The sequence below is a fragment of the Desulfatiferula olefinivorans genome, assembly GCF_054657895.1.
Window position 1 is genome coordinate 39967 of the sequence record NZ_BAAHXV010000009.1, and the last position, 19314, is coordinate 59280.

Annotated in this window: 20 protein-coding genes; 7 read left to right on the forward strand and 13 right to left on the reverse strand. The window is 58.0% G+C overall.

Annotation, left to right across the window (positions count from 1 at the left end; all coding sequences use genetic code 11):
* Positions 1 to 95 precede the first annotated feature (95 nt).
* The 5 genes from ACYQ11_RS08525 to ftsE form a co-directional block, all read right to left on the reverse strand.
* Entirely contained in the window at positions 96 to 1118 is a 1023-nt protein-coding gene (locus tag ACYQ11_RS08525; RefSeq protein WP_459923353.1) for a divergent polysaccharide deacetylase family protein, read from the reverse strand.
* 94 nt (positions 1119 to 1212) lie between these two features.
* Positions 1213 to 2742, reverse strand: a complete 1530-nt coding sequence (locus ACYQ11_RS08530; RefSeq protein ID WP_459923457.1) for a S41 family peptidase — start codon at positions 2740 to 2742, stop codon at positions 1213 to 1215.
* Between the two features lie 40 nt (positions 2743 to 2782).
* Positions 2783 to 4249, reverse strand: coding sequence for a peptidoglycan DD-metalloendopeptidase family protein (locus ACYQ11_RS08535; protein ID WP_459923354.1), 1467 nt, complete (start codon positions 4247 to 4249; stop codon positions 2783 to 2785).
* Positions 4210 to 5091, reverse strand: a complete 882-nt coding sequence (ftsX, locus tag ACYQ11_RS08540) for a permease-like cell division protein FtsX (RefSeq protein WP_459923355.1) — start codon at positions 5089 to 5091, stop codon at positions 4210 to 4212. Before ftsX ends, ACYQ11_RS08535 begins: the two co-directional genes overlap by 40 nt.
* A gap of 49 nt (positions 5092 to 5140) precedes the next feature.
* Entirely contained in the window at positions 5141 to 5842 is a 702-nt protein-coding gene (gene ftsE / locus ACYQ11_RS08545; protein WP_459923356.1) for a cell division ATP-binding protein FtsE, read from the reverse strand.
* A 293-nt stretch (positions 5843 to 6135) separates the two neighbouring features.
* On the opposite strand from ftsE, the gene pyrE reads away from it, so the two are divergent.
* A complete protein-coding gene (gene pyrE / locus ACYQ11_RS08550) occupies positions 6136 to 6693 on the forward strand; it encodes an orotate phosphoribosyltransferase (RefSeq protein ID WP_459923357.1) in 558 nt (185 codons plus the stop codon).
* A gap of 27 nt (positions 6694 to 6720) precedes the next feature.
* On the opposite strand, the gene ACYQ11_RS08555 is transcribed toward pyrE, so the two are convergent.
* The 3 genes from ACYQ11_RS08555 to ACYQ11_RS08565 form a co-directional block, all read right to left on the reverse strand.
* Positions 6721 to 6858: a hypothetical protein gene (locus tag ACYQ11_RS08555; protein WP_459923358.1), complete on the reverse strand. Its 138-nt coding sequence runs from the start codon at positions 6856 to 6858 to the stop codon at positions 6721 to 6723.
* 189 nt (positions 6859 to 7047) lie between these two features.
* Positions 7048 to 7824 carry a formate dehydrogenase accessory sulfurtransferase FdhD gene (locus tag ACYQ11_RS08560; RefSeq protein WP_459923359.1) on the reverse strand — a complete coding sequence of 259 codons (777 nt, stop codon included), beginning with the start codon at positions 7822 to 7824 and terminating at the stop codon, positions 7048 to 7050.
* On the reverse strand, positions 7825 to 8622 hold the full coding sequence (locus ACYQ11_RS08565) for a lysophospholipid acyltransferase family protein (RefSeq protein WP_459923360.1): 798 nt from the start codon (positions 8620 to 8622) through the stop codon (positions 7825 to 7827). It abuts the gene before it with no gap.
* 108 nt (positions 8623 to 8730) lie between these two features.
* Between ACYQ11_RS08565 and ylqF the strand changes: the two genes are divergently transcribed.
* Positions 8731 to 9606 carry a ribosome biogenesis GTPase YlqF gene (ylqF, locus tag ACYQ11_RS08570; RefSeq protein ID WP_459923361.1) on the forward strand — a complete coding sequence of 292 codons (876 nt, stop codon included), beginning with the start codon at positions 8731 to 8733 and terminating at the stop codon, positions 9604 to 9606.
* An 82-nt stretch (positions 9607 to 9688) separates the two neighbouring features.
* Positions 9689 to 10147 (forward strand): PilZ domain-containing protein, encoded by a 459-nt coding sequence (locus ACYQ11_RS08575; RefSeq protein WP_459923362.1) that lies wholly within the window; start codon positions 9689 to 9691, stop codon positions 10145 to 10147.
* Here the strand turns inward: ACYQ11_RS08575 and ACYQ11_RS08580 are convergent.
* Positions 10140 to 11012, reverse strand: coding sequence for a 50S ribosomal protein L11 methyltransferase (locus ACYQ11_RS08580; protein ID WP_459923363.1), 873 nt, complete (start codon positions 11010 to 11012; stop codon positions 10140 to 10142). The two genes, ACYQ11_RS08575 and ACYQ11_RS08580, sit on opposite strands and share 8 nt — an antisense overlap.
* 26 nt (positions 11013 to 11038) lie before the next feature.
* Positions 11039 to 11239 carry a DUF8180 domain-containing protein gene (locus ACYQ11_RS08585; protein ID WP_459923364.1) on the reverse strand — a complete coding sequence of 67 codons (201 nt, stop codon included), beginning with the start codon at positions 11237 to 11239 and terminating at the stop codon, positions 11039 to 11041.
* 12 nt (positions 11240 to 11251) lie between these two features.
* Here ACYQ11_RS08585 and ACYQ11_RS08590 point away from each other — a divergent pair, with 12 nt between their 5' ends.
* Both ACYQ11_RS08590 and ACYQ11_RS08595 read left to right on the forward strand, forming a co-directional pair.
* Positions 11252 to 11530: a hypothetical protein gene (locus ACYQ11_RS08590; protein ID WP_459923365.1), complete on the forward strand. Its 279-nt coding sequence runs from the start codon at positions 11252 to 11254 to the stop codon at positions 11528 to 11530.
* A gap of 204 nt (positions 11531 to 11734) precedes the next feature.
* On the forward strand, positions 11735 to 13642 hold the full coding sequence (locus ACYQ11_RS08595; RefSeq protein WP_459923366.1) for a vWA domain-containing protein: 1908 nt from the start codon (positions 11735 to 11737) through the stop codon (positions 13640 to 13642).
* 28 nt (positions 13643 to 13670) lie between these two features.
* Here ACYQ11_RS08595 and trmH read toward each other — a convergent pair whose 3' ends face one another.
* Positions 13671 to 14339, reverse strand: coding sequence for a tRNA (guanosine(18)-2'-O)-methyltransferase TrmH (trmH, locus tag ACYQ11_RS08600; protein ID WP_459923367.1), 669 nt, complete (start codon positions 14337 to 14339; stop codon positions 13671 to 13673).
* Positions 14340 to 14471: 132 nt separating this feature from the next.
* On the opposite strand from trmH, the gene ACYQ11_RS08605 reads away from it, so the two are divergent.
* Positions 14472 to 14894, forward strand: coding sequence for a hypothetical protein (locus ACYQ11_RS08605; RefSeq protein WP_459923368.1), 423 nt, complete (start codon positions 14472 to 14474; stop codon positions 14892 to 14894).
* A 35-nt stretch (positions 14895 to 14929) separates the two neighbouring features.
* Here ACYQ11_RS08605 and ACYQ11_RS08610 read toward each other — a convergent pair whose 3' ends face one another.
* Positions 14930 to 15247: a YhbY family RNA-binding protein gene (locus tag ACYQ11_RS08610; RefSeq protein ID WP_459923369.1), complete on the reverse strand. Its 318-nt coding sequence runs from the start codon at positions 15245 to 15247 to the stop codon at positions 14930 to 14932.
* Positions 15248 to 16054: 807 nt separating this feature from the next.
* Here ACYQ11_RS08610 and ACYQ11_RS08615 point away from each other — a divergent pair.
* On the forward strand, positions 16055 to 16735 hold the full coding sequence (locus tag ACYQ11_RS08615) for a TetR/AcrR family transcriptional regulator (protein ID WP_459923370.1): 681 nt from the start codon (positions 16055 to 16057) through the stop codon (positions 16733 to 16735).
* 331 nt (positions 16736 to 17066) lie between these two features.
* Here the strand turns inward: ACYQ11_RS08615 and pabB are convergent, their stop codons facing one another.
* Entirely contained in the window at positions 17067 to 19307 is a 2241-nt protein-coding gene (gene pabB, locus ACYQ11_RS08620) for an aminodeoxychorismate synthase component I (RefSeq protein WP_459923371.1), read from the reverse strand.
* Positions 19308 to 19314 lie beyond the last annotated feature (7 nt).

A 19314-nucleotide genomic window follows, 5' to 3' on the forward strand; every position in this document is an offset into this window, starting at 1 on the left:
GATTACGCCTCGGATTTAAAAACCTAACTATTTTAGACTGTTTTCCCCGATTGTCAAGAAAAAATACTGGCCCGTTTCAAAATGCCGCCCGGCCCTCACCCCAGGGGTTTAACCAGCTCCGAGGCGTGTACCAGCCGGACCTTTTTCCGGAATTCCGGCAGTTCATCCCGAAGGACCTCGTAGGTCTCGGCATGGGGATGGCCGATGCCGATGGCCTGGCCGTTTCGCCGGGCGACCTCGATCAGGGCGCCAACCTGCTTGCGGATCGTAGCCCGGTCCAGACTGTGATCGAGAAACACGTCCCGTTCTCCGAACGCGATCTGGAGCAGACGGGCCGACGGCTTGCACAGGGACTGGGCCGAGGTCCTGCTGTCGATAAAAAACAGATCTTTTTTCTTGAGCACCGTAAAAATCTGGTACATCCGGGTGGACACGGTCGTCAGCCGCGAGCCCATGTGATTGTTCACCCCGACCGCATAGGGCACCTCTTCCAGATGGTCGTAGAGCAGATCGATCATCCGGTCCACCTCCATGGACACCAGAAGGGCCCCCGGACCGGGGTTGACCCGCGGGTACTCCATGGGCTCCATGGGCAGGTGCAGCATGATCTCGAGACCTTTCCCATAGGCCTCGGCCGCAATCTCCCGGCAGTGGGGACTTTGCGGCAGGACGGAAAAGGTCAGGGCCCGGTCCAGATCAATGAGTTTCCGGGCGAGCACCCGGTTGTAGCCGATATCGTCGATAATCACCGCCACCCGGGGCAGGGCGGGCGGGCGATCCGGAAACGGCAGCACGGTCACCTGCCGGTCCTCGGGCTCTTCATCGGGAAAGACCTCGTAGGTCGGACGATCAGGCGGCGATTCGGGAACCCCGTCACCGCCCGGTCCGTGCATCACCCAGCCGATCGCCGTCCCGATGAGCAGAAGAAAAACCATGCCGAACAGGGTCGGCAGCACCCGACGCAGACCGGACGGCGCCTGAGCCCCCGGTTTCTTTCCTTTTTCCTTCGAAGCCGGGGGCCGTTCTCCGGACGCCCGGCGGGACCGCTGCGTTTTACTTTTCGGGTTTCGGCCTTTGGTACCGGCCGGGCTCGCATTATCTGTCTGTCGTCTGCTCATTTGAAACCATGCCGCCTATTCGCGTTCGGGAAACATGGTTTTACAGTACCCGATATCATTTTTCAACCTTAATCACCTTAAAAAACGCCCGGCGTCATCCGCCGATACCGGAAAAAATCCGGTGGCTGATCAGAAGCTCCAGGGCCCGTTTCACCTGGTTGTCGAGCAGAAGCTTCTCCCGGACCAGCACGCCGAATTCATCGGACACGCTGTCATCGGTTTCGAGCAGCAGATCCGATTCAAGGGCCCGGATGTAGCCGGTGTCCCCGTCGTGGTTGATCTTCAGCCAGTCGTCGCCCATCTGCTCGAGAACCTTGATACGCGTGCCCCGGGTCAGCGTCTTGATCCGGGCCCCTGCGGCTTCGGGGGTTTTTCTCATGGTCAGGGACTCCCGCCTGACGATACCGGTATCCGGTTCCAGGGCATCCTGATCGGGTTGGACTCCGACGGTTTCCGGCATTCCGGAGCTGAGATGATTTTTCAGGTCCTTTTCCTTGATCGACTGAACGGCCTTCTCTTTCTTGAGGCGGGCAAAGGCCATCTCGATGTCCGGCCGGATGCCTTCGGCCTGGATGGACCGTCCGCTGGGGGTATAATACCTGGCCACGGTCAGTTTCAACGCCGAGCCGTCGCCCAGGGGCTTGATATTCTGAACCGACCCCTTGCCGAAGGACCGGGTCCCCAGAATCAGGGCCCGTTTATGATCCTGCAGGGCCCCGGCAACAATCTCCGACGCGCTGGCGCTGCCGCCGTTGATCAACACCACCATGGGGCAGTCCCGGACGTGTTTGCCGTCACCGGCGCCCCAGACCTGGGGTTCCCGCCCCTCCCGGCCCCGGATGGACACCACCGTGCCTTCCCGGAGAAACACATCGGCCACCGCCACGGCCTGCTCGAGAAGGCCCCCAGGATTCCCGCGAAGATCGAGAATCAGACCGGCCAACACCCCGCCGCGCTCGGCTTCCCGCTCATCCAGGGCTTTGATCAGATCCCGCGACGTATTTTCATTGAAATTGGAGATGGCCACATAGGCGTTCCCGTCTGGAAGAAGAATGGATTTGACCGATTCCAGGGGGATGTCGTCCCGTTCCAGTTCGATATCGATGGGGTCGCCGCCCCCTTTCCTGAGAATGGTCAGGGTCAGACGGCTGCCCTTGACGCCTTTGATGCGATTGACGGCTTCGTTGATCGACATCTCGTAGGCCGACTCACCGTTGATCCGCACAATCACGTCGCCGGCCCTAATCCCCGCCCGGTGGGCCGGCGTGCCTTCGATGGGGGAAATCACCGTCAGGATATCGTCCTTGATGGTCAGCACCACGCCGATCCCGGAAAACTCGCCCTTGGTGTCTTCGGAAAGCGCGTCGTATTCATCCTGACTCAGATAGGCCGAATGGGGGTCCAGACTGCGAACCATCCCCTGAACCGCTTTTTTGATCAGCACGTCCGTCGTCACCGGATCCACGTAATTTTTTTCGATCTCGCCGATCACATCGGAAAAAATGACGAGATTCCGGTAGACCTCATCGGTTTCACCGCGGACCGAAAGGGGAGAAAACAGCACGACCACGGCCAGGCCCAAGGCCGGCAAGGTTCTTCGGACAGAACAGGCAAACTTCTTCATCACGGTTTCATCCTTTCAATCAGCAGGTTCGGGGAGGAGGTCAGCTTTTCTTGAACCAGGCCATGGGGTCCACCGGATCACCCCGGTGACGGATCTCGAAATACAGGGCCGGGCCCGACAGGGAACCGGTATCCCCCACGGTGGCGATGACCTCCCGGTCCTCGACCCGGTCCCCTTTCTTTTTGAAGACTTCTTCGGTGTGTCCATACAGCGAGTAATAGTTGTCGCCATGATCGATGATAATCAGGTTTCCATACCCTTTGAGCCAGTCCGAAAACAGCACGGTACCGCTTCCGACGGCCTGGATGGGCTCCCCGCGGTCGGCCTGGAGCTTGATCCCGGTGTGGAAGGTTTCCACGTTGAAGGTTTTGTCTTTGGTCTTCCCGAAAAAACTGACCACATCACCCGTCACCGGCATCTTCAGCACCCCTTTTCGTGCGGTGAACGGCAGGTCGCCGGCCACACCCCGGTGGGACCGCTCAAACCCCTGATCCAGGGAACGGATGGTCTGGTCCAGTTCCCGCGCCGCCTCTTCCAGGGACTGGATGGCCGCCATCCCCAGGCTTTTCTTTTTCCGGATCTCGTCGAGCAACGCCGTTTTCTTGCGGCGGTTGCTTTCGATGACGGCGATCTGACGGCCGTAATCCTCGGTCAGGGAAAGATTCACGCTCTTTTGTTCGGACAATCGGGTTTTCAATTCGGTCAGACGGGAAACATTGGCCAGATGATCACTGAGCACCCGGTCATCGGCCGTGAGAATGAATTCCATGGCCCGCCTTCGGTTGATCAGTTCATAGACCGAATCGGCCGAGGCCAGGACATTCATTTTCCCGACCTGATTGAGCTTGTAAAGGGCCGCAAGACGACGGGCGATGTACTGTTCATTGGCCGCGATGACCCGGTTCAAATCGTCCAGGGCATGGGTGTTGATCCGTATTTCAGCCTCCAGCCGGTCCAGTTCGTCTTTGGTGGCCGAAAGCTTTCTGCGGGAGGCATCGAGGGTCCGGTCAAGGTCGTTGAGCCCATTGAGGATCACGGCTTCTTTCTCGGTATACGCCCTGATGTCGTTCCGGTGCTGCTCAATTTTCGAACCGATGGCCTCGATTTCCCTGGACCGCTGTTCGATTTCCCGTTCCACGCTGCTCGGCGTGTCCGAAGGGGCGGTCACCGCCGCAGCCGTCCGGACCTTCTGCTTGGTCTTTTCACGGAAAAGGCGGATGTAGCGTTTCCGGTTCCGGACAAAGCCCCGCATTCCGTCCAGATCGACCTCCAGCCATCCGTTGCCGGTATGCCGGACAATCCGGATCACCTGGTCCTTCTCAAGAACATTCAGGCTGTCGCTGTCCTTGTCCGGTTTCTCCCGGACATTCAGATACCGGGGCACCACCACGCCCTTTTCCACGGCCCCCTCGTCGGCGAGGGACGCACCGCAGGAAAGCCCGACGAGGGCCAGGACGACCCAGACGGCTAATAGCTTTTCAGAAACTGTTTTAGCGAAAGAAAGCATCCCAACCATCCGACAAAAATGCTGTACAGCAGAATCCACAGAATCGCCTTACCGGAAAGAAAGCGGATCGTCACCACATAGGAGGCAAAATTCTGCTCGATATTGGCCGAAATCGCCAGATAGGAAATAAACAGGATCAGAAGGCCCATCAAGCCGCCCAGGCCGCCCTGAATCAGTCCGGCCATGTAGGACGGTATCTTGATAAACGCGTCGGTGGCGCCGACCAGACGCATGATCTCGATTTCCTCCCGCCGGGAATACAGGGCCAGACGGATGGTGTTGGCGATAATGAACACGGTCACCATGAAAAACAGAATCCCCATGGTGGCCCCGATAAACTGGAACAGGTTGAAGATATTTGCCAGTCGCCCCAGCCAGGCCTGGCCGTACTCCACATCGGTGACCGTTGCCAGGGCCTCGACATGGGCCGCCAGGGTTTCAATTTTCTCCCAGGTCTGCCCCGACGGTTCCATCTGGATCTCAAAGGCGTCGGGCAGCGGATTCCTGTCCAGATTCTCGATCAGGGAGATCTGCCGCTTCATCTGCTCCTTGAGTTCGTCCAGGGCCTCCTCCTTGGAGATGAAGCGGACCGATTTGACGCCGTTCATGGCCTCGATGGCCCGACGGGCCTCGGACAGCTCCTGTTCACCGGAAAGGGGGCTCACGTAGGCCATGATACGGATGCCCGTTTTCCAGCCGTCCATCACATCCCCGGCATTGGAGAACAAAAGGTAGACGGCACTGGCGATCAGGATGGACAGGGCGATGGTGATGATGGTCACCACATGGAGAAAGGGGTTGTCGGCCATATCCTTGATGGCCCGCTTGAAAAAAAAGATCATCGGTCCCTCATGCAACGATAGGTAAACGCGTTCAGGGCGACCCGGACCATCACAGGGTCACCACCTTGGGGTCGGGCGCCGTCACCCGTCCGTTTTCCAGGCAGATGACCCGCCGTCTTGTGGATTCAATGATTTCCTTGTCATGGGTTGCAATTATAATGGTGGCCCCCCGGGCATGAAAGCCCTTAAGCAGATCCATGATAATCTCCGCCGATTTGGAGTCCAGACTGCCGGTGGGTTCATCGGCGAGAATGATTTTCGGATCACCCACGATGGCCCGGGCCACGGCCACCCGCTGCTGTTCACCGCCGGACAGACTCGGCGGATAGTTGTTCATCTTGTCTTCCATGCCCGCATTTCGAAGGACACTGTTGACCTTCTTCCGGATCATCGCGGGTTTTTCGCCGATCACCTCCAGAACCAGAGCCACGTTTTCAAAGGCGGTCTTGGTGGGGATCAGCTTGAAATCCTGGAAGATCACGCCGAATTTCCGCCGAAGCATGGGGACCTGGCGGGAGCCGACCCTCAGTAGATTGGCCCCGTCCACCAGAATCTGGCCCTCGGAAACGCTTTCTCCCCGGTACAGAAGCTTAAGCAGGGTGGACTTCCCGGCCCCCGAGGGACCCGTGATGAACACCCATTCGTTGGCGTCGATATCCAGCGTCACATCGGCCAGGGCGTGCTTGGCCCCATACCGTTTGTGGACATGGAACATTCTCACAATGGGATTCGTTTTCTGTATCTTATCCATATCGGCCTGGTTCTTCAATCAGTTGTCGGACGATCGCGGCGGTCTCACCGGAAAAGGACGTCTGGCGCATCCCCTCCCCCGAAGGATGTTTAGGATTGACCTGCTCTGTTATTGCTGATATGGGCTCGTGTGTCAAGGAGTGCCGCCATCGGTTTTCCTTACACGAAACCTCCACTGAAATCCCATAACAGGCTTCTTCCTTCAGTGGAGGTTTATACTCTTATCATAACAAAATCAACCTATTCTTTGGAACAGGGGCCGAAATCAAACCAAAAATTTTCAGGAGTTCTTTCATGAAACAGGAACTGATTCGAATTTTGTGCGAAAAATCCTTCAAGTATTCCGACACGCCGTCGTTCAAACTGGCCTCGGGGAAAATGAGTCATTTTTACGTGAACTGCAAACCGACGATCCTGAACCCCCGGGGCATGTTCCTGACAGGTCATCTGGTCTACGAAGCCATCTGCGACCTGAAGGTGGCCGGCGTCGGCGGACTGACCTTCGGCGCCGATCCCATCGCCGTGGCCGCCGCCTTTGCCTCGGGCCTCAAAAACGACCCGGTCAACGCCTTTTCGATCCGCAAGGAGCAGAAGGATCACGGCATCATCAAGTGGGTGGAAGGGGATATGAAAAAAGGGGACCGCGTGGTGATCATCGATGACGTGGTGACCACCGGAGGATCGACGATCAAGGCCATCGAACGGGCCCGGGCCGAGGGCCTGGTGGTGGAACGCGTGGTCTGCCTGATCGATCGTCAGGAGGGAGGCGTGGAGAATATCAAGGCGCATGTGACGGACGTGGTGTCCATCATCACCCGGGATGAACTGATGGCCGCACGCAACGCCGGATGATTTCTTTGGAGTCGGGGACTGGGAAAATCAGTTTTTCCGGTCCTTGTTCCAGGCTTCAAAGGTTTTGATCTGGGCGTCCACCAGCCACTCCCAGTAACATCCCTTGGGTTGTTTCCTGTCCTTACGCTCATTGTCGCTTTTGCCGCTTTTCGATTCAAATGCCATGCACACCACCCCCGGTATCCTTACTCATGTGATATCAGACGTCTGATCAATTCCTGTTTTTGTTAGGATTATGTTTATTTGTTTCTTAGCACCCGACACTTTCCGGGTCAAGCGGGAAATTGTATCTGATAAATTCGATACTTAAGAGATTGCCCGAGAAAAACCCCGGGGCAGGGGTGGTCGTCTGTTCTAATTCAGCCTCTGGTTTCCGCAAAAAACGAACAGTCGTTCGGGACCACCCCGGCAGACCAGTGCCATGTCAAGCCGCTTAGCCAGGGCCACCGCCGTGGCCGTAGGCCGGGACACCGCCGCGACAACCGGTATACGAGCCATCGCTGCCTTTTGAACCAATTCCAGGCTGATTCTCGACGAGAGAACCAGAAAGGCGACCCGACCCAATTTTTTTTCAAGAAGCGCTTTGCCGATCACCTTGTCCAGGGCATTATGCCGTCCCACATCCTCCGCCGAAGCCAGAACCTGCCCTTCCCCGTCGAACAGCGCCGCACCATGGGCGGCCCGGGTAAGGGTTCGCACCGGCTGGAAATCCGGCAGCGCGGAAAGTCCCGTGAACAGCAACCCCAGATCGAGAGGCGGCGTCGGGCCGATGGGAATCACGGTCCTGTGATCCGCCCGAAGCCCCCCTCCGGCCTGACCGATGTGGGGCACGGCATCGTTTTGGGGAACCGGTCGACCGGGAGAAAGGGACAGGTCCACCGTATCGGTGCCGTCCGCGCCGTACGACAGGGCCTCGATGTCCTCCGGGGAAGAAAGCAGGCCTTCGCCCAGACAAAACCCCGCCGCCAGGGCGATCTCGTCACCGGGGGTCCGCATGATCACCGTATGGGGCCGTCCCTGTATCCGGAGGGTCAGGGGGGCTTCGACGATCAGGTCCAGAGTTTCTTCGACGGATTCACGGAGGCCCGCCTGACGGATCTCATGCCTGATATGGGGCTGCATCACCTTCATTTAGTTCATCTCCCGTCCGGGTGCATGTTCGTCCACATAGCGGGAGATGGTCTCCCGGACCATGGCCGCGGTATCCTCGACGCTCAGATGCTCAAAAGCGGCATAGGGAATCTCGTCAAGAACACGGATACGCAGATGATGCCGCCCGTGAAAATTCACGCTGTTCTTGGGCAGCGCGTGCTTGGTGCCGTTGATGGCGATGGGCAGGACAGGCACTTTCATTTTATGGGCCAGAATGAAGGCCCCGGGCTTGAAGGGTCTCATCACGCCGGTTTCGGACCGGGTTCCTTCGGGGAAAAAGTAAACCGAACTGCCCCGGGCCAGAGTCTGTTCACACAGGGCCATCATCTGCCTGACGCTTTCGCCTTCTCCCCGGTACAGTTTGATGTAGCGGTTGAGGACCATGTTCCAGCCGATGAAGGGCAGCTTGAACACTTCGGCCTTGGACACCCATTTGAACGGGAAAAACAAGCTGAAGGCCATGAGGATGTCAAGCTGGGACTGATGATTGGACACCACCACGTAGGTCGCCCCTTTCCGGATTCGGTCCCTGCCCTCCACGGTGGTCGTCCAGGCGGGCATCACCCACAGATACATGGCGGCCCAGAACGAAGAGAACTGGTGCAGCAGAACCAGCCGCCGATCGAACAAGGCGGTGAGAAGGTAGACACACAGGGCGAGCAGAAACATCAGGGCCGACGTGACCGCGATGAAGGTCAGAAAACTGATGGAAATGATTTTGTTGATCATGAAGCCTCCCGTCCGGACGGACTGTTTTCGAATGGTTTTACTTGCCATAATCTCTCCAATCTTTCAAGTCTCTCATTTTTAGCCTGTCGCAGGCGTAACGTTCATGGTATAACCGCTGTGTTTCCACGTTTTATGATTATGACTCAGGATACTGCGATGAGCATCCAATGGTACCCCGGCCACATGAAAAAGGCCCGGGACGAAATAACCGAAGCCATGGGCCGGATCGACGTGGTCATCGAAATGCTCGATGCCCGTCTGCCCGCCTCGAGCCGGAATCCGGTTCTCGACGACCTGCGTCGGGACAAACCCTGCATCCGGCTGCTCAACAAATCCGACCTGGCGGACCCGGCGGTCACGGCCCTGTGGATCGGGTCCATGGAATCGGACCGGTCCGTCCGGGCTCTTTCGGTGGAAGCCCATGACCACACCCTGTCCCGCTTTCTGCCCGTGATGTGCCGTGAACGGGTTAAGATCCCGCCCAAAAGGCCGGTCCGGGTCATGGTGGTGGGCATACCCAACGTGGGTAAATCCACGCTGATCAACACCCTGGTCGGCAAACGCCTGGCCAAGGTGGGCAACCAGCCGGCCGTCACGCGCCGGCCCCAGACGGTCCGGATCACCGTGGACGGAGACGCCATGGACGTATTGGACACCCCCGGCATTCTCTGGCCCAATCTTGAAAATAAAAAGGGCGCCTACCGCCTGGCCGCCGGGGGCGCCATCCGGGACACGGCCATGGATTACGAGGATGTGGCCGCATTCACCGGGGCCTTTCTGCTGGACCGTTACCCCGGGGCCCTCATGGACCGGTATCGGTTCAAACAGCTTCCCGACTCGGCCCAGGCCCTGCTTGATGCCGTGGGACGCAAACGGGGCTGCCTGATCCGGGGCGGCCGGGTGGATCTTCACAAGGCCGCCCTCGCCCTGATGCTGGATCTCCGATCCGGCAAAATCGGCCGCATCAGCCTGGAAGAACCCCGTGATTGGGAATCCGATTCCTCAAACGCCCCGGATGCGGCCGACAAATAACTTGATTTTTGTATGGATTTCATGGTTGTTTAGACATTATCAACGCCCTTTTCCCATGACCTAACACGAAGGATGCCGAGGAATGGTTCACGCACAACATGATGCCAAATCGACGAAAATGACGGTGTCAGCCGCCACAAGCCGGCTGATCTCCATCATCCTGAAAATGTCTCCGGGCGAAATCATGGACCTGCTGAAAATCGTCGAGGAAAAAGAGCACGAAAAAAAGCGCCGTGCTCCCCGCGTCAGTTATTTCATGGCGGTGGATTACGTGGTCGGCGACAGGGTCTACAACGGCTACATCAACAACATCAGCTCCGAAGGGGTCTTCATCGAAACACGGGAACCGTTCTCCGAAGGCTCGGAGATCACCCTCACCTTCGCCCTTCCCAATTCCCAGGGGCACATCCGGGTCACCGGAAAAATCGTCCGGAAGGAAACAAACGGCATCGGCGTGGCCTTCGACATGGACATTCAGTCGATCCTCGAAAACCGCAAGGCCAAAGATGCCTCAGCGGGTTCATCCCCATTGCTCAAATAAAGTCTATCGCCCCACGGCTTTTCCCCAGAAACGAATGCCAGACACCTGTTTGACTGCGGATTTCGAGCAGGGTCACCGGCAGATCGGCCAGCATGGCCTCCACCGCCCTCGCCTGGGTTCTCAGAAGACCGGACAAAATAAAATAGGGTTTTTCGAGAAAGCCCGGCTCGTTCAGAATTTTTACCATGACATCGAAATGGATGTTGGCGATCAGAAGGTCGGCTTTCATGTTCACCATCTCTTCGGCCAGCCCCCGGACCGGCAGGATCCGATGATCCAGCCCGTTTAGCAGAACGTTGCGCCAGGTCGTTTCTACCGCCAGGGCGTTGAAATCCACGGCCAGGATGTTCCGGCAGCGCAGCCGGGCCGCCGCCAGGGACAAAAGCCCCGTGCCGCAGCCCAGATCCAGAACCCGCTCGACCCCCCGGGGAGGCAGAACCGCCTCCATCAATTCCAGGCAGTCCCGGGTGGTCGGGTGGGTCCCCGTTCCGAAGACCACCCCGGGGTCCAAAACGATATGACGGGCTCCGAAACCCGGCAAAAGCAGGCGATTAACCGAAACCCAGGGCGGCGACACGGTGAACGATCCGATATCAAAGGGGGTCGGAATTTCCCCCAACCATTCCTCATAGCCCATGGTGTAGCGATCCAGGAGAACCAGCTCCGGCTGTCCGGCCGTCACCTGGGCGACCCGGTCATCGGCGCTTTGGGAAAAAAACAGGAACGAAAAGCCGTCTTCGACCCAGTTGCCGATAAAATCCGGGCCCATGGCCTGATCCGCGGTCCGTGCGCAGCCGCTCAGGTAATAGATATGAAGACGGTCGTAGGGACACAGACCGTCCGGCGGGTGGTTGTCCTCGCTCATGGCCCTCGTTGTATTCACCGTTTCAGTCAATCCAGAGACCGGGCCGCTTCGTCGATCTTGCGACTCAGGGCCGCTGTCATGTCGGCGATCTCTTCTAAAAGAACCGCTGTTTTTTCCATGCCCTGGGCCCGGGCCTTGAGCGCCCAGTCCGTATAGGTCCCCGCATGGCTGTCGTTGTGACGGACCCAGTGTGCAAACAGGGTCCGCAGCTGCTGATCAAAGGGCATGGCGCCGGACGTATGGCTATGGACGCAGGTCGGGGCCTCGCCGCCGTGGTCATGGGCGTGGCCGTGATCATGGTCATGATCATGGGGGTGATCGTGCACATGACTGTGGTCGTGGGCCTGATCATGGGTGTGGTCATGGCCGTGATCGTGAAGATGTTCATGGTCGTGGGGATGGGCATGACGGTGTTCATGGGGATGGCTGTGGCCGTGGTCATGGCCGTGCGCATGGCCGTGACGGTGTTCGTGGGCATGGTCGTGGCCGTGATGGTGATCATGATCGTGATGGTGTGACATGGAAACACTCCTGGCTCAGGGTTATAGAGACTAAATCGGTTGGCTGGTGCAACAGACCTTAAATTCGTCACGTTTGAACAAAAAAGTCAATATATCTTGATTTTTTGTAAACTCCTTGTAGACTCCAAGCATGCCGCCGTCCGGTGTGCATGCCCATTCATACCATACCGATCCATGATCAATTGAAGTGAAGGAGGAATCATGTCTGTCCGTTTTTTTCGAAAGGGAGCCATCATCCCTGTTGCCCTTGCAGCTGTCGTTGCGGTCCTTGTCCTCGCTCCGGTGAAAACCGCCCTGGCTGAAACCAACACCCTTCTGGTTCTCGACGCCTCGGGAAGCATGCGCGGGCGCATCGACGACACGGTCAAGATGGACATGGCCAAGGATGTGCTCTGTGATTACATAGAAACCCTGCCTGCGGACATGAATGTGGGCCTCGTCGCTTACGGCCATCGTCACCGGGATGACTGCAAGGATGTGGAGTACCTGGTCCCCCTGGGAAAAAACAACCATGACCTCCTGGTCCGCACCATCCGGAACCTCAAACCCATGGGGAAAACCCCCATCACACTGAGTCTGGAAAAGGCGGCGGCCATTCTCGATAAGAAGCCCAACGACAGCAACAGCATCATTCTGGTCAGCGACGGCAAGGAATCCTGCGACGCCGATCCCTGCGCCCTGATCACCGCCTACATGGCTCAGGGCAAACCCTTTATCAGCCATGTGATCGGTTTCGACGTGGACGCCCGTGCCCGCAAGGAACTCGAATGCATCGCCGCCGCCGGGAAAGGCACCTACCAGCCCGTCGACGACCTGGGCGCTTTCAGGACCGCCTTTCAGAATGTCAAGAAAACCGTGCCTCCGGCACCGACGGCGGCGAAAGCCCCGACCCGGCTGAAAAGCGGGGCCCTGTCGCTCCAAAAAAACAGTTTCACCTCCGGAGAACGGATCTGGGTCCATTTCAGCACCCCGGATGCATACTCGGACAACGCCTGGATCGGTATCATCCCCTCCCATGTGCCCCATGGGCGTGAGGCGGTCAACGATGAGCACGATGTATCCTATCAGTATCTGAACAAGGCCCGGACCGGCGATCTTGAATTCTATGCTCCCGGCACCCCCGGGTCCTACGATTTCCGGATGCACGACACCGACGAAAACGGGGTGGAGGTGGCTTCGGTCAGCTTTCAGGTCACCCGGGGAGCCGCCACCCTGACCCTTCCGAAAACCGACCTGATCAGCGGGGAAGTGTTCCAGGTTCATTTCACGGCCCACACCCCCCTCACCGGCAAGGCCTGGTTGGGCATCGTGCCGTCTGAGATTCCCCACGGCAGCGAGGAGAGAAACGACGATCACGATGTGGCCTATCAGTATCTGGACGGCAAGCCCATGGGTACGCTGACCTTCAACGCGCCGACCCGGCCGGGCAGCTACGACATGCGACTCCACGACAACGACGACAAGGGGACGGAAATCGCCTCGGTCACGTTCACGGTCGCCCCGGCATCGGGCAGCGTGACCCTCGCCAAGACAACATACCGGAGCGGAGAAAAAATCAGCGTCACCTTCAGCACCCCGCCCAATCTCAGCCCCTCGGCCTGGATCGGCATCATTCCCTCGGACATCCCCCACGGCAGCGAGGCGAGAAACGACGAGTTCGATGTCACCTATCAGCATCTGTCGGGCAAGTCGTCGGGCGTGCTTGAGTTTGTCGCCCCCGCCGCACCCGGATCCTACGATTTCCGCCTGAACGATTCCGACGACGACGGGAACGAACTGGCATCGGTCTCGTTTACCGTGGTCCCGGCCACTGGAAGCCTCGTTCTCAACAAAACCCGTTTCGCCCGGGGTGAACGGATTTGGCTGACCGTCAAGACCTCGGTGCCCTTTGCCTCGAACGCCTGGGTGGGCATTGTCCCCGCCGACATCCCCCACGGCAGTGAAGAAAGAAACGACGACAACGACATCAGCTATCAGTATGTCCAGGGAAAAACCGAATTTGTTCTGGAATTCACGGCACCGGACCAGCCGGGCGCCTACGATTTCCGCCTGAACGATTCAGACGGGGGCGGCAACGAAATCGCCTCGGTCGCCTTCACGGTCAACTGATGTGATTCTTTTCGTGCCGGGGGCGCCTTCATCGGGAGGCGGCCCCGGCCGACCCGATGATGGCCCCGCGCTCATCCAAAGCCGGATAGGGACGTTTTTTCTTTCGGTAAAAGGGTGCCAGCCTCGGATACCCCCATTCAAACAACAAACGCGCAAAGGTGGCCTCATCCATGTGACGGGTGTCATACAGACCCGCAGCCATCCGCTGGCGCTGGGCCTCGTAGAGAATCAGGGCGCCGGCCACGGACACGTTCAGGGCCTGGATCATCCCCAGCATGGGCACCATGATGCTGCCGTCCGATCGGGAAAGGGCCTCGCCTGAAATCCCTTCCAGCTCGGCCCCGAGCACGATGGCCGTGGGCCGCGTGTAATCCACCGCCCTGAAATCGACGGAAGCGTCATCGAAATGAGCGCAGAGGATCTGCATACCCCGCTCTTTCAAGGTGTCGATGGCGCCTTCGAGCGAGCCGTGGGTTCGAATGTTCACCCATTTCCGGCTGCCTGCGGCGGCCCTCTGGCGAAGTTCGATGCGCGTCATGTCGGTCACCGCATGGGCCTCGAAAATCCCCACCGCATCACAGGTCCGGGCGATGGCCGCCAGATTGTGCGGGGTGCCCACATGCTCCATCAGCACCGTCAGATCCATCTGGCGTCGGGATAATACCTCTCTGATTTTTTCAAAACGTTCCGGTGTCATATCGTCTCACATTTCCTACAATGTCGAATTGCTGTCTCACCTTACTGCGGCTTGACAGGCCGACCCCGTTTTCCTATAGTCGTTTTTTTTAATCGTACAGCCTTTCCACATTCAATGCCAAGGAGGTCCACCATGATGCCCCAGGATGTTCTGTCCGACGTCAACGCCCTTCTCGATACCTGGACGGACAATGAGCAGCAGACCAGAAAAGCCTTTATCGAACTCAAGGATCATCTCGCGATGATGAACGATGTGACTTACGCCTTCAAAGGCCGGGCCGGAGTGAGTTATTCGCTTCGGGCCAGGCATGCCGGCCAGAAGGACCGGGACCTGTTCGTCATGCTCGATGTGATCGACGATGACCCCGACGCACGCTGGCTGTCCATCTGTTTTTACGAGGATCTTCTGACCGACCCGGAAGAACGGGGAGACCTTATTCCCCAGGGTCTGGGCGGCGATGACGGTTACTGTTTCGATCTGGAGGAATGGGACGAAGACGTGGTCACCTACCTGAAAGCCCGTCTCGATGAAGCCTGCAAAAACGCCTCGAAATAAACAACCGGCTCCGGCCGGCGGATCCGGGCTCCTTTTCAGTCTTCACGGACGGGAACCCGGATACGTCGTTTTTTCACATCCCGGTGGCGACGGTAAAAAATGGCGATATGACCGATGATGCCCACCAGTTCGCATCCGGTTCTCTCTTCGATGCCTTTTGCGATCTGGTCTTTCTGCTCTTTCTTCTTGAATTCGATGAACTTCAGTTTGATCAGCTCATGGGCGTCGAGCGCCTCGTTGATCGATCGTTCCACCGCCTCGGTAATCCCGTTCTGGCCGATATAGACCACCGGTTCGAGGGCATGGGCCAGCCCCTTGAGAAATGTCCGTTGAAACCCTTTTAACTGTTGCACATCAAACCCCGCCATTTAGGTGTTCCCGGTTGTTTCCACCCAATGCGGAAACGTCAAAAAATATTTTTTGATATTACCCGTTCTCCGGGGGATATGCAACCTTGACGGCTTCGTAAAACGTCCGATTTCTGCGTTGCGATTCATCCCTCGTCACTGCGGCGTACCCTAAGTACGTCTCATTCCTCGGGATTCGCGACGCCGTAAGCGCGAACTTTTTTCTTTGCCGTCATGTGATGACGTTTTACGAGTTCATCAACCTTATAGATCGACAGGCACCGGTCACGGCAGGGCAATCGCATGTATGGTCTTTAAAACACATGAGCCTCTTCCTGCGGAACGGATCATGCCGTTCACGTTTACGGTCACGAGCACGAGCACGTTCACGATGGTTGCCGGCACACCTGAACGCAACCGTCTGATGATTCAACCGGCACGGGATGGGACGGTCGAGCCGGTCTCGACCTGCCGTGCTCGTGCTCGTAAACGTGAACGTAAACGAATAGTACATGCGATTGCCCTGCCGGTCACGGGGAATGGTCTTGATATGGGTCGGGTTCTCTGGTATGATACGTGAAACGTTTAACATGTCCGGCATCGACACCTCGCGTGCGACCCCGATCGCGGCACGTGTCTGACACTGACGCTCCATGCGTTTTTTTGGCGTTTCGAGACGGCAGCGCCTCCCCATCGCAATAAACGATCGTTTTCCTGTCCATCATGATCCGAGTCCGGCATGTCATATCCGGGAGTTGAGGGCGTTTCAGGCGCGTCACCATCATGGTCCGACAACACAACAGGACGGTTCTTATGTATGCGAATTCAAAATTTTCCAAACTCAAGGAAGGCGAGCGCGAGGCACGCAAGGAAATTCTGATCGACGCCGCCCTGGATCTTTTCAACAAAAAACCCTTCGATGAAATCGGGGTACGCGACATCGCCGCGGCGGTGGGGGTGTCCCCCGCGTCCATGTACCGGTATTTCCCCAGCCGTGAAGATCTTTTCGTCGAGGCCTTCATCAAGGACCTGACCACCATCGAACAATGGCTGGAAAAAACCATGGAGGGGCCCGGGGAGTTCACCATGGAATCCTTCGCCACGGCCCTGGTCAGCCATTTGCTTAAAAGCGAACCGACCTTCCAGATGATGAGCTACCTGATGATCAAGGGTAAAATGAGTCCGGATCTGCTCAAACGATACAACGAGGTTCAGCGGTCCCTGCTCAACAAAATCGATGCCGTCATCGAAAAGGCGGGATTTCACACCGGTAACCGACTGTTTTCCCATGTCCTTTATGCCTCGCTCAACGGCATCATGATGACCTTTCGAAACTATCCGGGACGAAGCCGGGCGGACATCGAAAAGCACGTGCATCGCCTGGCCGCCATGCTGTGCAAGATCTTCCGCTACGGGGTGGCGTCTCCGGTGTTTGACGACATCACGACCCATGTCGAAACCCAATCCGCCGACATGGCCGAACCACCCAAATAGCAAATGATTTCTTTATATTTCAGCTATATAACAACGTTCATACAAATTATCTTTGACCAATGTTGATCGCTGAAAAAGGCCGGTGCTATAATCGGATCAACCTTGAAATGATTGGGTGCCATCCTTCTTCAACATCGATGATTTAACCCTGTGCAGGCCGCCAAGGCCGCCAATGGTTAGCTTATACCAAGGGAGCTAGTGATGGCATTGATCATAAACGTCCGGATCGCAGGGGCGAATCGCCGCCCGGCGCATCCGGATGTTATCGGGTGGTTGCGGCTCAGGCCGGGCCACCCTTTTTTTTGTCTTTACACGGCGACGCCGTCAAACATCAGGGGATGTCGGCCAGAGCCCGGTTGAGCGCCGCGCAGAGGGCCGACGCGTCGGCTGTTTTCCGGCCGTCCACGGTCAGGACCGGAACGGCCCCCATCAGTGAATTGGTCAGCAGAACCTGAACCTCATCCGACAGGTCCTCCGGAAACAGCGGGCGTCGGATCACGCGGTAGCCCCTATGTGTCATCAGATCCAGCACCTGCTGCTCCATGACTCCCGCAAGAACATGGGGCGAGGCCGGACAGACCACCTCTTTTCCGCGAACCGTCAGCAGATTGGCCGTTGAGGTTTCCGACACGCTGCCGTCCGCGTTGAGGATCATGGCTTCATCTCCCCCCGCCTTCCGGGCCTCGATGCCCGCGAGATAATAATACTGATAATTCATGGACTTGTAGTCGGCGAGAAAACTGTGTCGCCGATGAGGCCAGGTGACCAGATCCAGGCCGGACTTGGACAAAGCCGCCAACCGATGGGTGTAAGGCCGGGCCGATACCACCAGATGGTCGTCCCAGGGGGCTTCGGTGCGACGGCCCCTTAGGGCCATGATCTTGACGGCGGCGCACTGCTCCGAGAGTCCGCAGGCCCGGATCACCTGATCGATAACCAGAGGCCAGGACACCTCGGGAAACGGACGGGGGAAAAAATCCCGCCAGGCCCGTTCGAGACGGGCCAGATGTCCCTCCAGATAACGGATATGGCCCGCGTCCGCCCTCAGTGTTTCAAAAAAGCCATGGCCGTACTGCACCCCGGGATCGGCCACCGGCAACAGGGCCTGATCCAAAGGTTTCAATCCCCCGTCGATCCAGACCCACGGGACCGCGGCACCGTCTTTCCCCGACGCAGACAGGGTATCTATAAGGGTTCGGCCTTTATGGAGGGTTTCGTGATATTCATCCTCGGGGTCCGAATCGTACACCACTCCCCCGCCCACGGAAAAGACCAGCCGGCCGTTGACGATCGTGGCCGTCCGGATGGCGATGGACAGGTCCAGCGTGTCGTTGAATCCGATATAGCCGATGGAGCCGGTGTAAATGTGACGCCTTCGGGTTTCCAGTTCATCGATGATTTCCATGGACCTGATTTTCGGACAGCCGGTGATGGAGCCCCCCGGAAAGGTCGCCCGGATCAGATCCACCGCATCGACCCCGGGATCGAGCACCCCGTCGACAATGGAAATCAGGTGGTAGACATTGGCATAGGCCTCCACCCGTTTATGTTCCCGGACCGTGACCGAGCCGCCCTCGCAGACCTTGCCGATATCGTTACGCATCAGATCCACGATCATGCTGAGTTCCGCGTCGTCCTTGGGACTTTCGGCCAATTCCTGCCGCAGGCGGGCATCCTCGCCGGGGTTGCCGCCCCTGGGCCGGGTCCCCTTGATGGGCCGGGTCTCCACATGCCGCCCCTTAAGCGTGATAAACCGCTCCGGCGAGGTCGACACGATCACATGGTCCCCGGCATGAACAAAGGCGAAAAACGGGGCCGGATTTTTGTGATAAAGAGCCTTGAACAAGGCAAAGGGGTCTCCCGCAAACGGGGTCTCAAAGCGCTGGGACATATTGACCTGATAGATATCGCCTGCGGCGATGTAGTCCTTGATTTTTCGAATGCAGTCCATGTAGGCGGGCGGATCAAAATTGGAACGGAAGGAGCCGTCCCCATGAAAGGCGCCACCCGGACCGCCGGTTTTCCGGCGCCCTTCATCCACATAACGCCGGGCGGCCTCACGATCCCCATCCTGACCCTGATCGAACAGTGGGACGCAAAGCCGGGTCCGCTTCTCCAGTTTGTCTTCGATGACCAGAACGGAAGGTGCCGTCATAAAAAGGGACGGCAGGCCCAGGTCATCGACGGCGGTCCGGGGCAGCCGCTCGATCCGGTCCTTGAGATCATAGGCCAGATACCCGAACAGACCGGCGGCCACCGGATCGGGCAGGGCCGGGTCGGACATCCTGAAATGGTTGAGAACCAGGCGCAAGGCATCGAAGGGATCGACCTCGATGCGGCTGGTTTGGCCCAACGCGCAAAGCTCGACGGCCGTACCCCGGGCCGACAGCGATAAAAAAGGCCGGGTGGCCAGGATATGATACCGAGCGCAGTCCAGGTCCCCCCCGCTCATCAGACAGACGGTACCCGGCCGGTCGGCAAACCGGGCGGCAAAATCGATGAAGGGTTCATTGAGAGCGAGGTCTTCCTGATGAACACCCCGAAGGGTTCCCAGTCGTTTAAGCAGATCCATGGCACAT

Bases quoted from the DNA above. Each gene is read 5' to 3' on its own strand.
- ACYQ11_RS08525 (WP_459923353.1), bottom strand. From the start codon at position 1,118: ATGAGCAGACGACAGACAGATAATGCGAGCCCGGCCGGTACCAAAGGC.
- ACYQ11_RS08560 (WP_459923359.1), bottom strand. From the start codon at position 7,824: ATGAAGGTGATGCAGCCCCATATCAGGCATGAGATCCGTCAGGCGGGC.
- ACYQ11_RS08595 (WP_459923366.1), top strand. From the start codon at position 11,735: ATGTCTGTCCGTTTTTTTCGAAAGGGAGCCATCATCCCTGTTGCCCTT.
- ylqF (WP_459923361.1), top strand. From the start codon at position 8,731: ATGAGCATCCAATGGTACCCCGGCCACATGAAAAAGGCCCGGGACGAA.
- ACYQ11_RS08535 (WP_459923354.1), bottom strand. From the start codon at position 4,249: ATGCTTTCTTTCGCTAAAACAGTTTCTGAAAAGCTATTAGCCGTCTGG.
- pabB (WP_459923371.1), bottom strand. From the start codon at position 19,307: ATGGATCTGCTTAAACGACTGGGAACCCTTCGGGGTGTTCATCAGGAA.
- ACYQ11_RS08585 (WP_459923364.1), bottom strand. From the start codon at position 11,239: ATGCCCTTTGATCAGCAGCTGCGGACCCTGTTTGCACACTGGGTCCGT.
- ACYQ11_RS08555 (WP_459923358.1), bottom strand. From the start codon at position 6,858: ATGGCATTTGAATCGAAAAGCGGCAAAAGCGACAATGAGCGTAAGGAC.
- ACYQ11_RS08565 (WP_459923360.1), bottom strand. From the start codon at position 8,622: ATGGCAAGTAAAACCATTCGAAAACAGTCCGTCCGGACGGGAGGCTTC.
- ACYQ11_RS08580 (WP_459923363.1), bottom strand. From the start codon at position 11,012: ATGAGCGAGGACAACCACCCGCCGGACGGTCTGTGTCCCTACGACCGT.
- ACYQ11_RS08530 (WP_459923457.1), bottom strand. From the start codon at position 2,742: ATGAAGAAGTTTGCCTGTTCTGTCCGAAGAACCTTGCCGGCCTTGGGC.
- pyrE (WP_459923357.1), top strand. From the start codon at position 6,136: ATGAAACAGGAACTGATTCGAATTTTGTGCGAAAAATCCTTCAAGTAT.
- ftsX (WP_459923355.1), bottom strand. From the start codon at position 5,091: ATGATCTTTTTTTTCAAGCGGGCCATCAAGGATATGGCCGACAACCCC.
- ACYQ11_RS08605 (WP_459923368.1), top strand. From the start codon at position 14,472: ATGATGCCCCAGGATGTTCTGTCCGACGTCAACGCCCTTCTCGATACC.
- ACYQ11_RS08615 (WP_459923370.1), top strand. From the start codon at position 16,055: ATGTATGCGAATTCAAAATTTTCCAAACTCAAGGAAGGCGAGCGCGAG.
- ACYQ11_RS08575 (WP_459923362.1), top strand. From the start codon at position 9,689: ATGGTTCACGCACAACATGATGCCAAATCGACGAAAATGACGGTGTCA.
- ACYQ11_RS08590 (WP_459923365.1), top strand. From the start codon at position 11,252: ATGGCTATGGACGCAGGTCGGGGCCTCGCCGCCGTGGTCATGGGCGTG.
- ftsE (WP_459923356.1), bottom strand. From the start codon at position 5,842: ATGGATAAGATACAGAAAACGAATCCCATTGTGAGAATGTTCCATGTC.
- trmH (WP_459923367.1), bottom strand. From the start codon at position 14,339: ATGACACCGGAACGTTTTGAAAAAATCAGAGAGGTATTATCCCGACGC.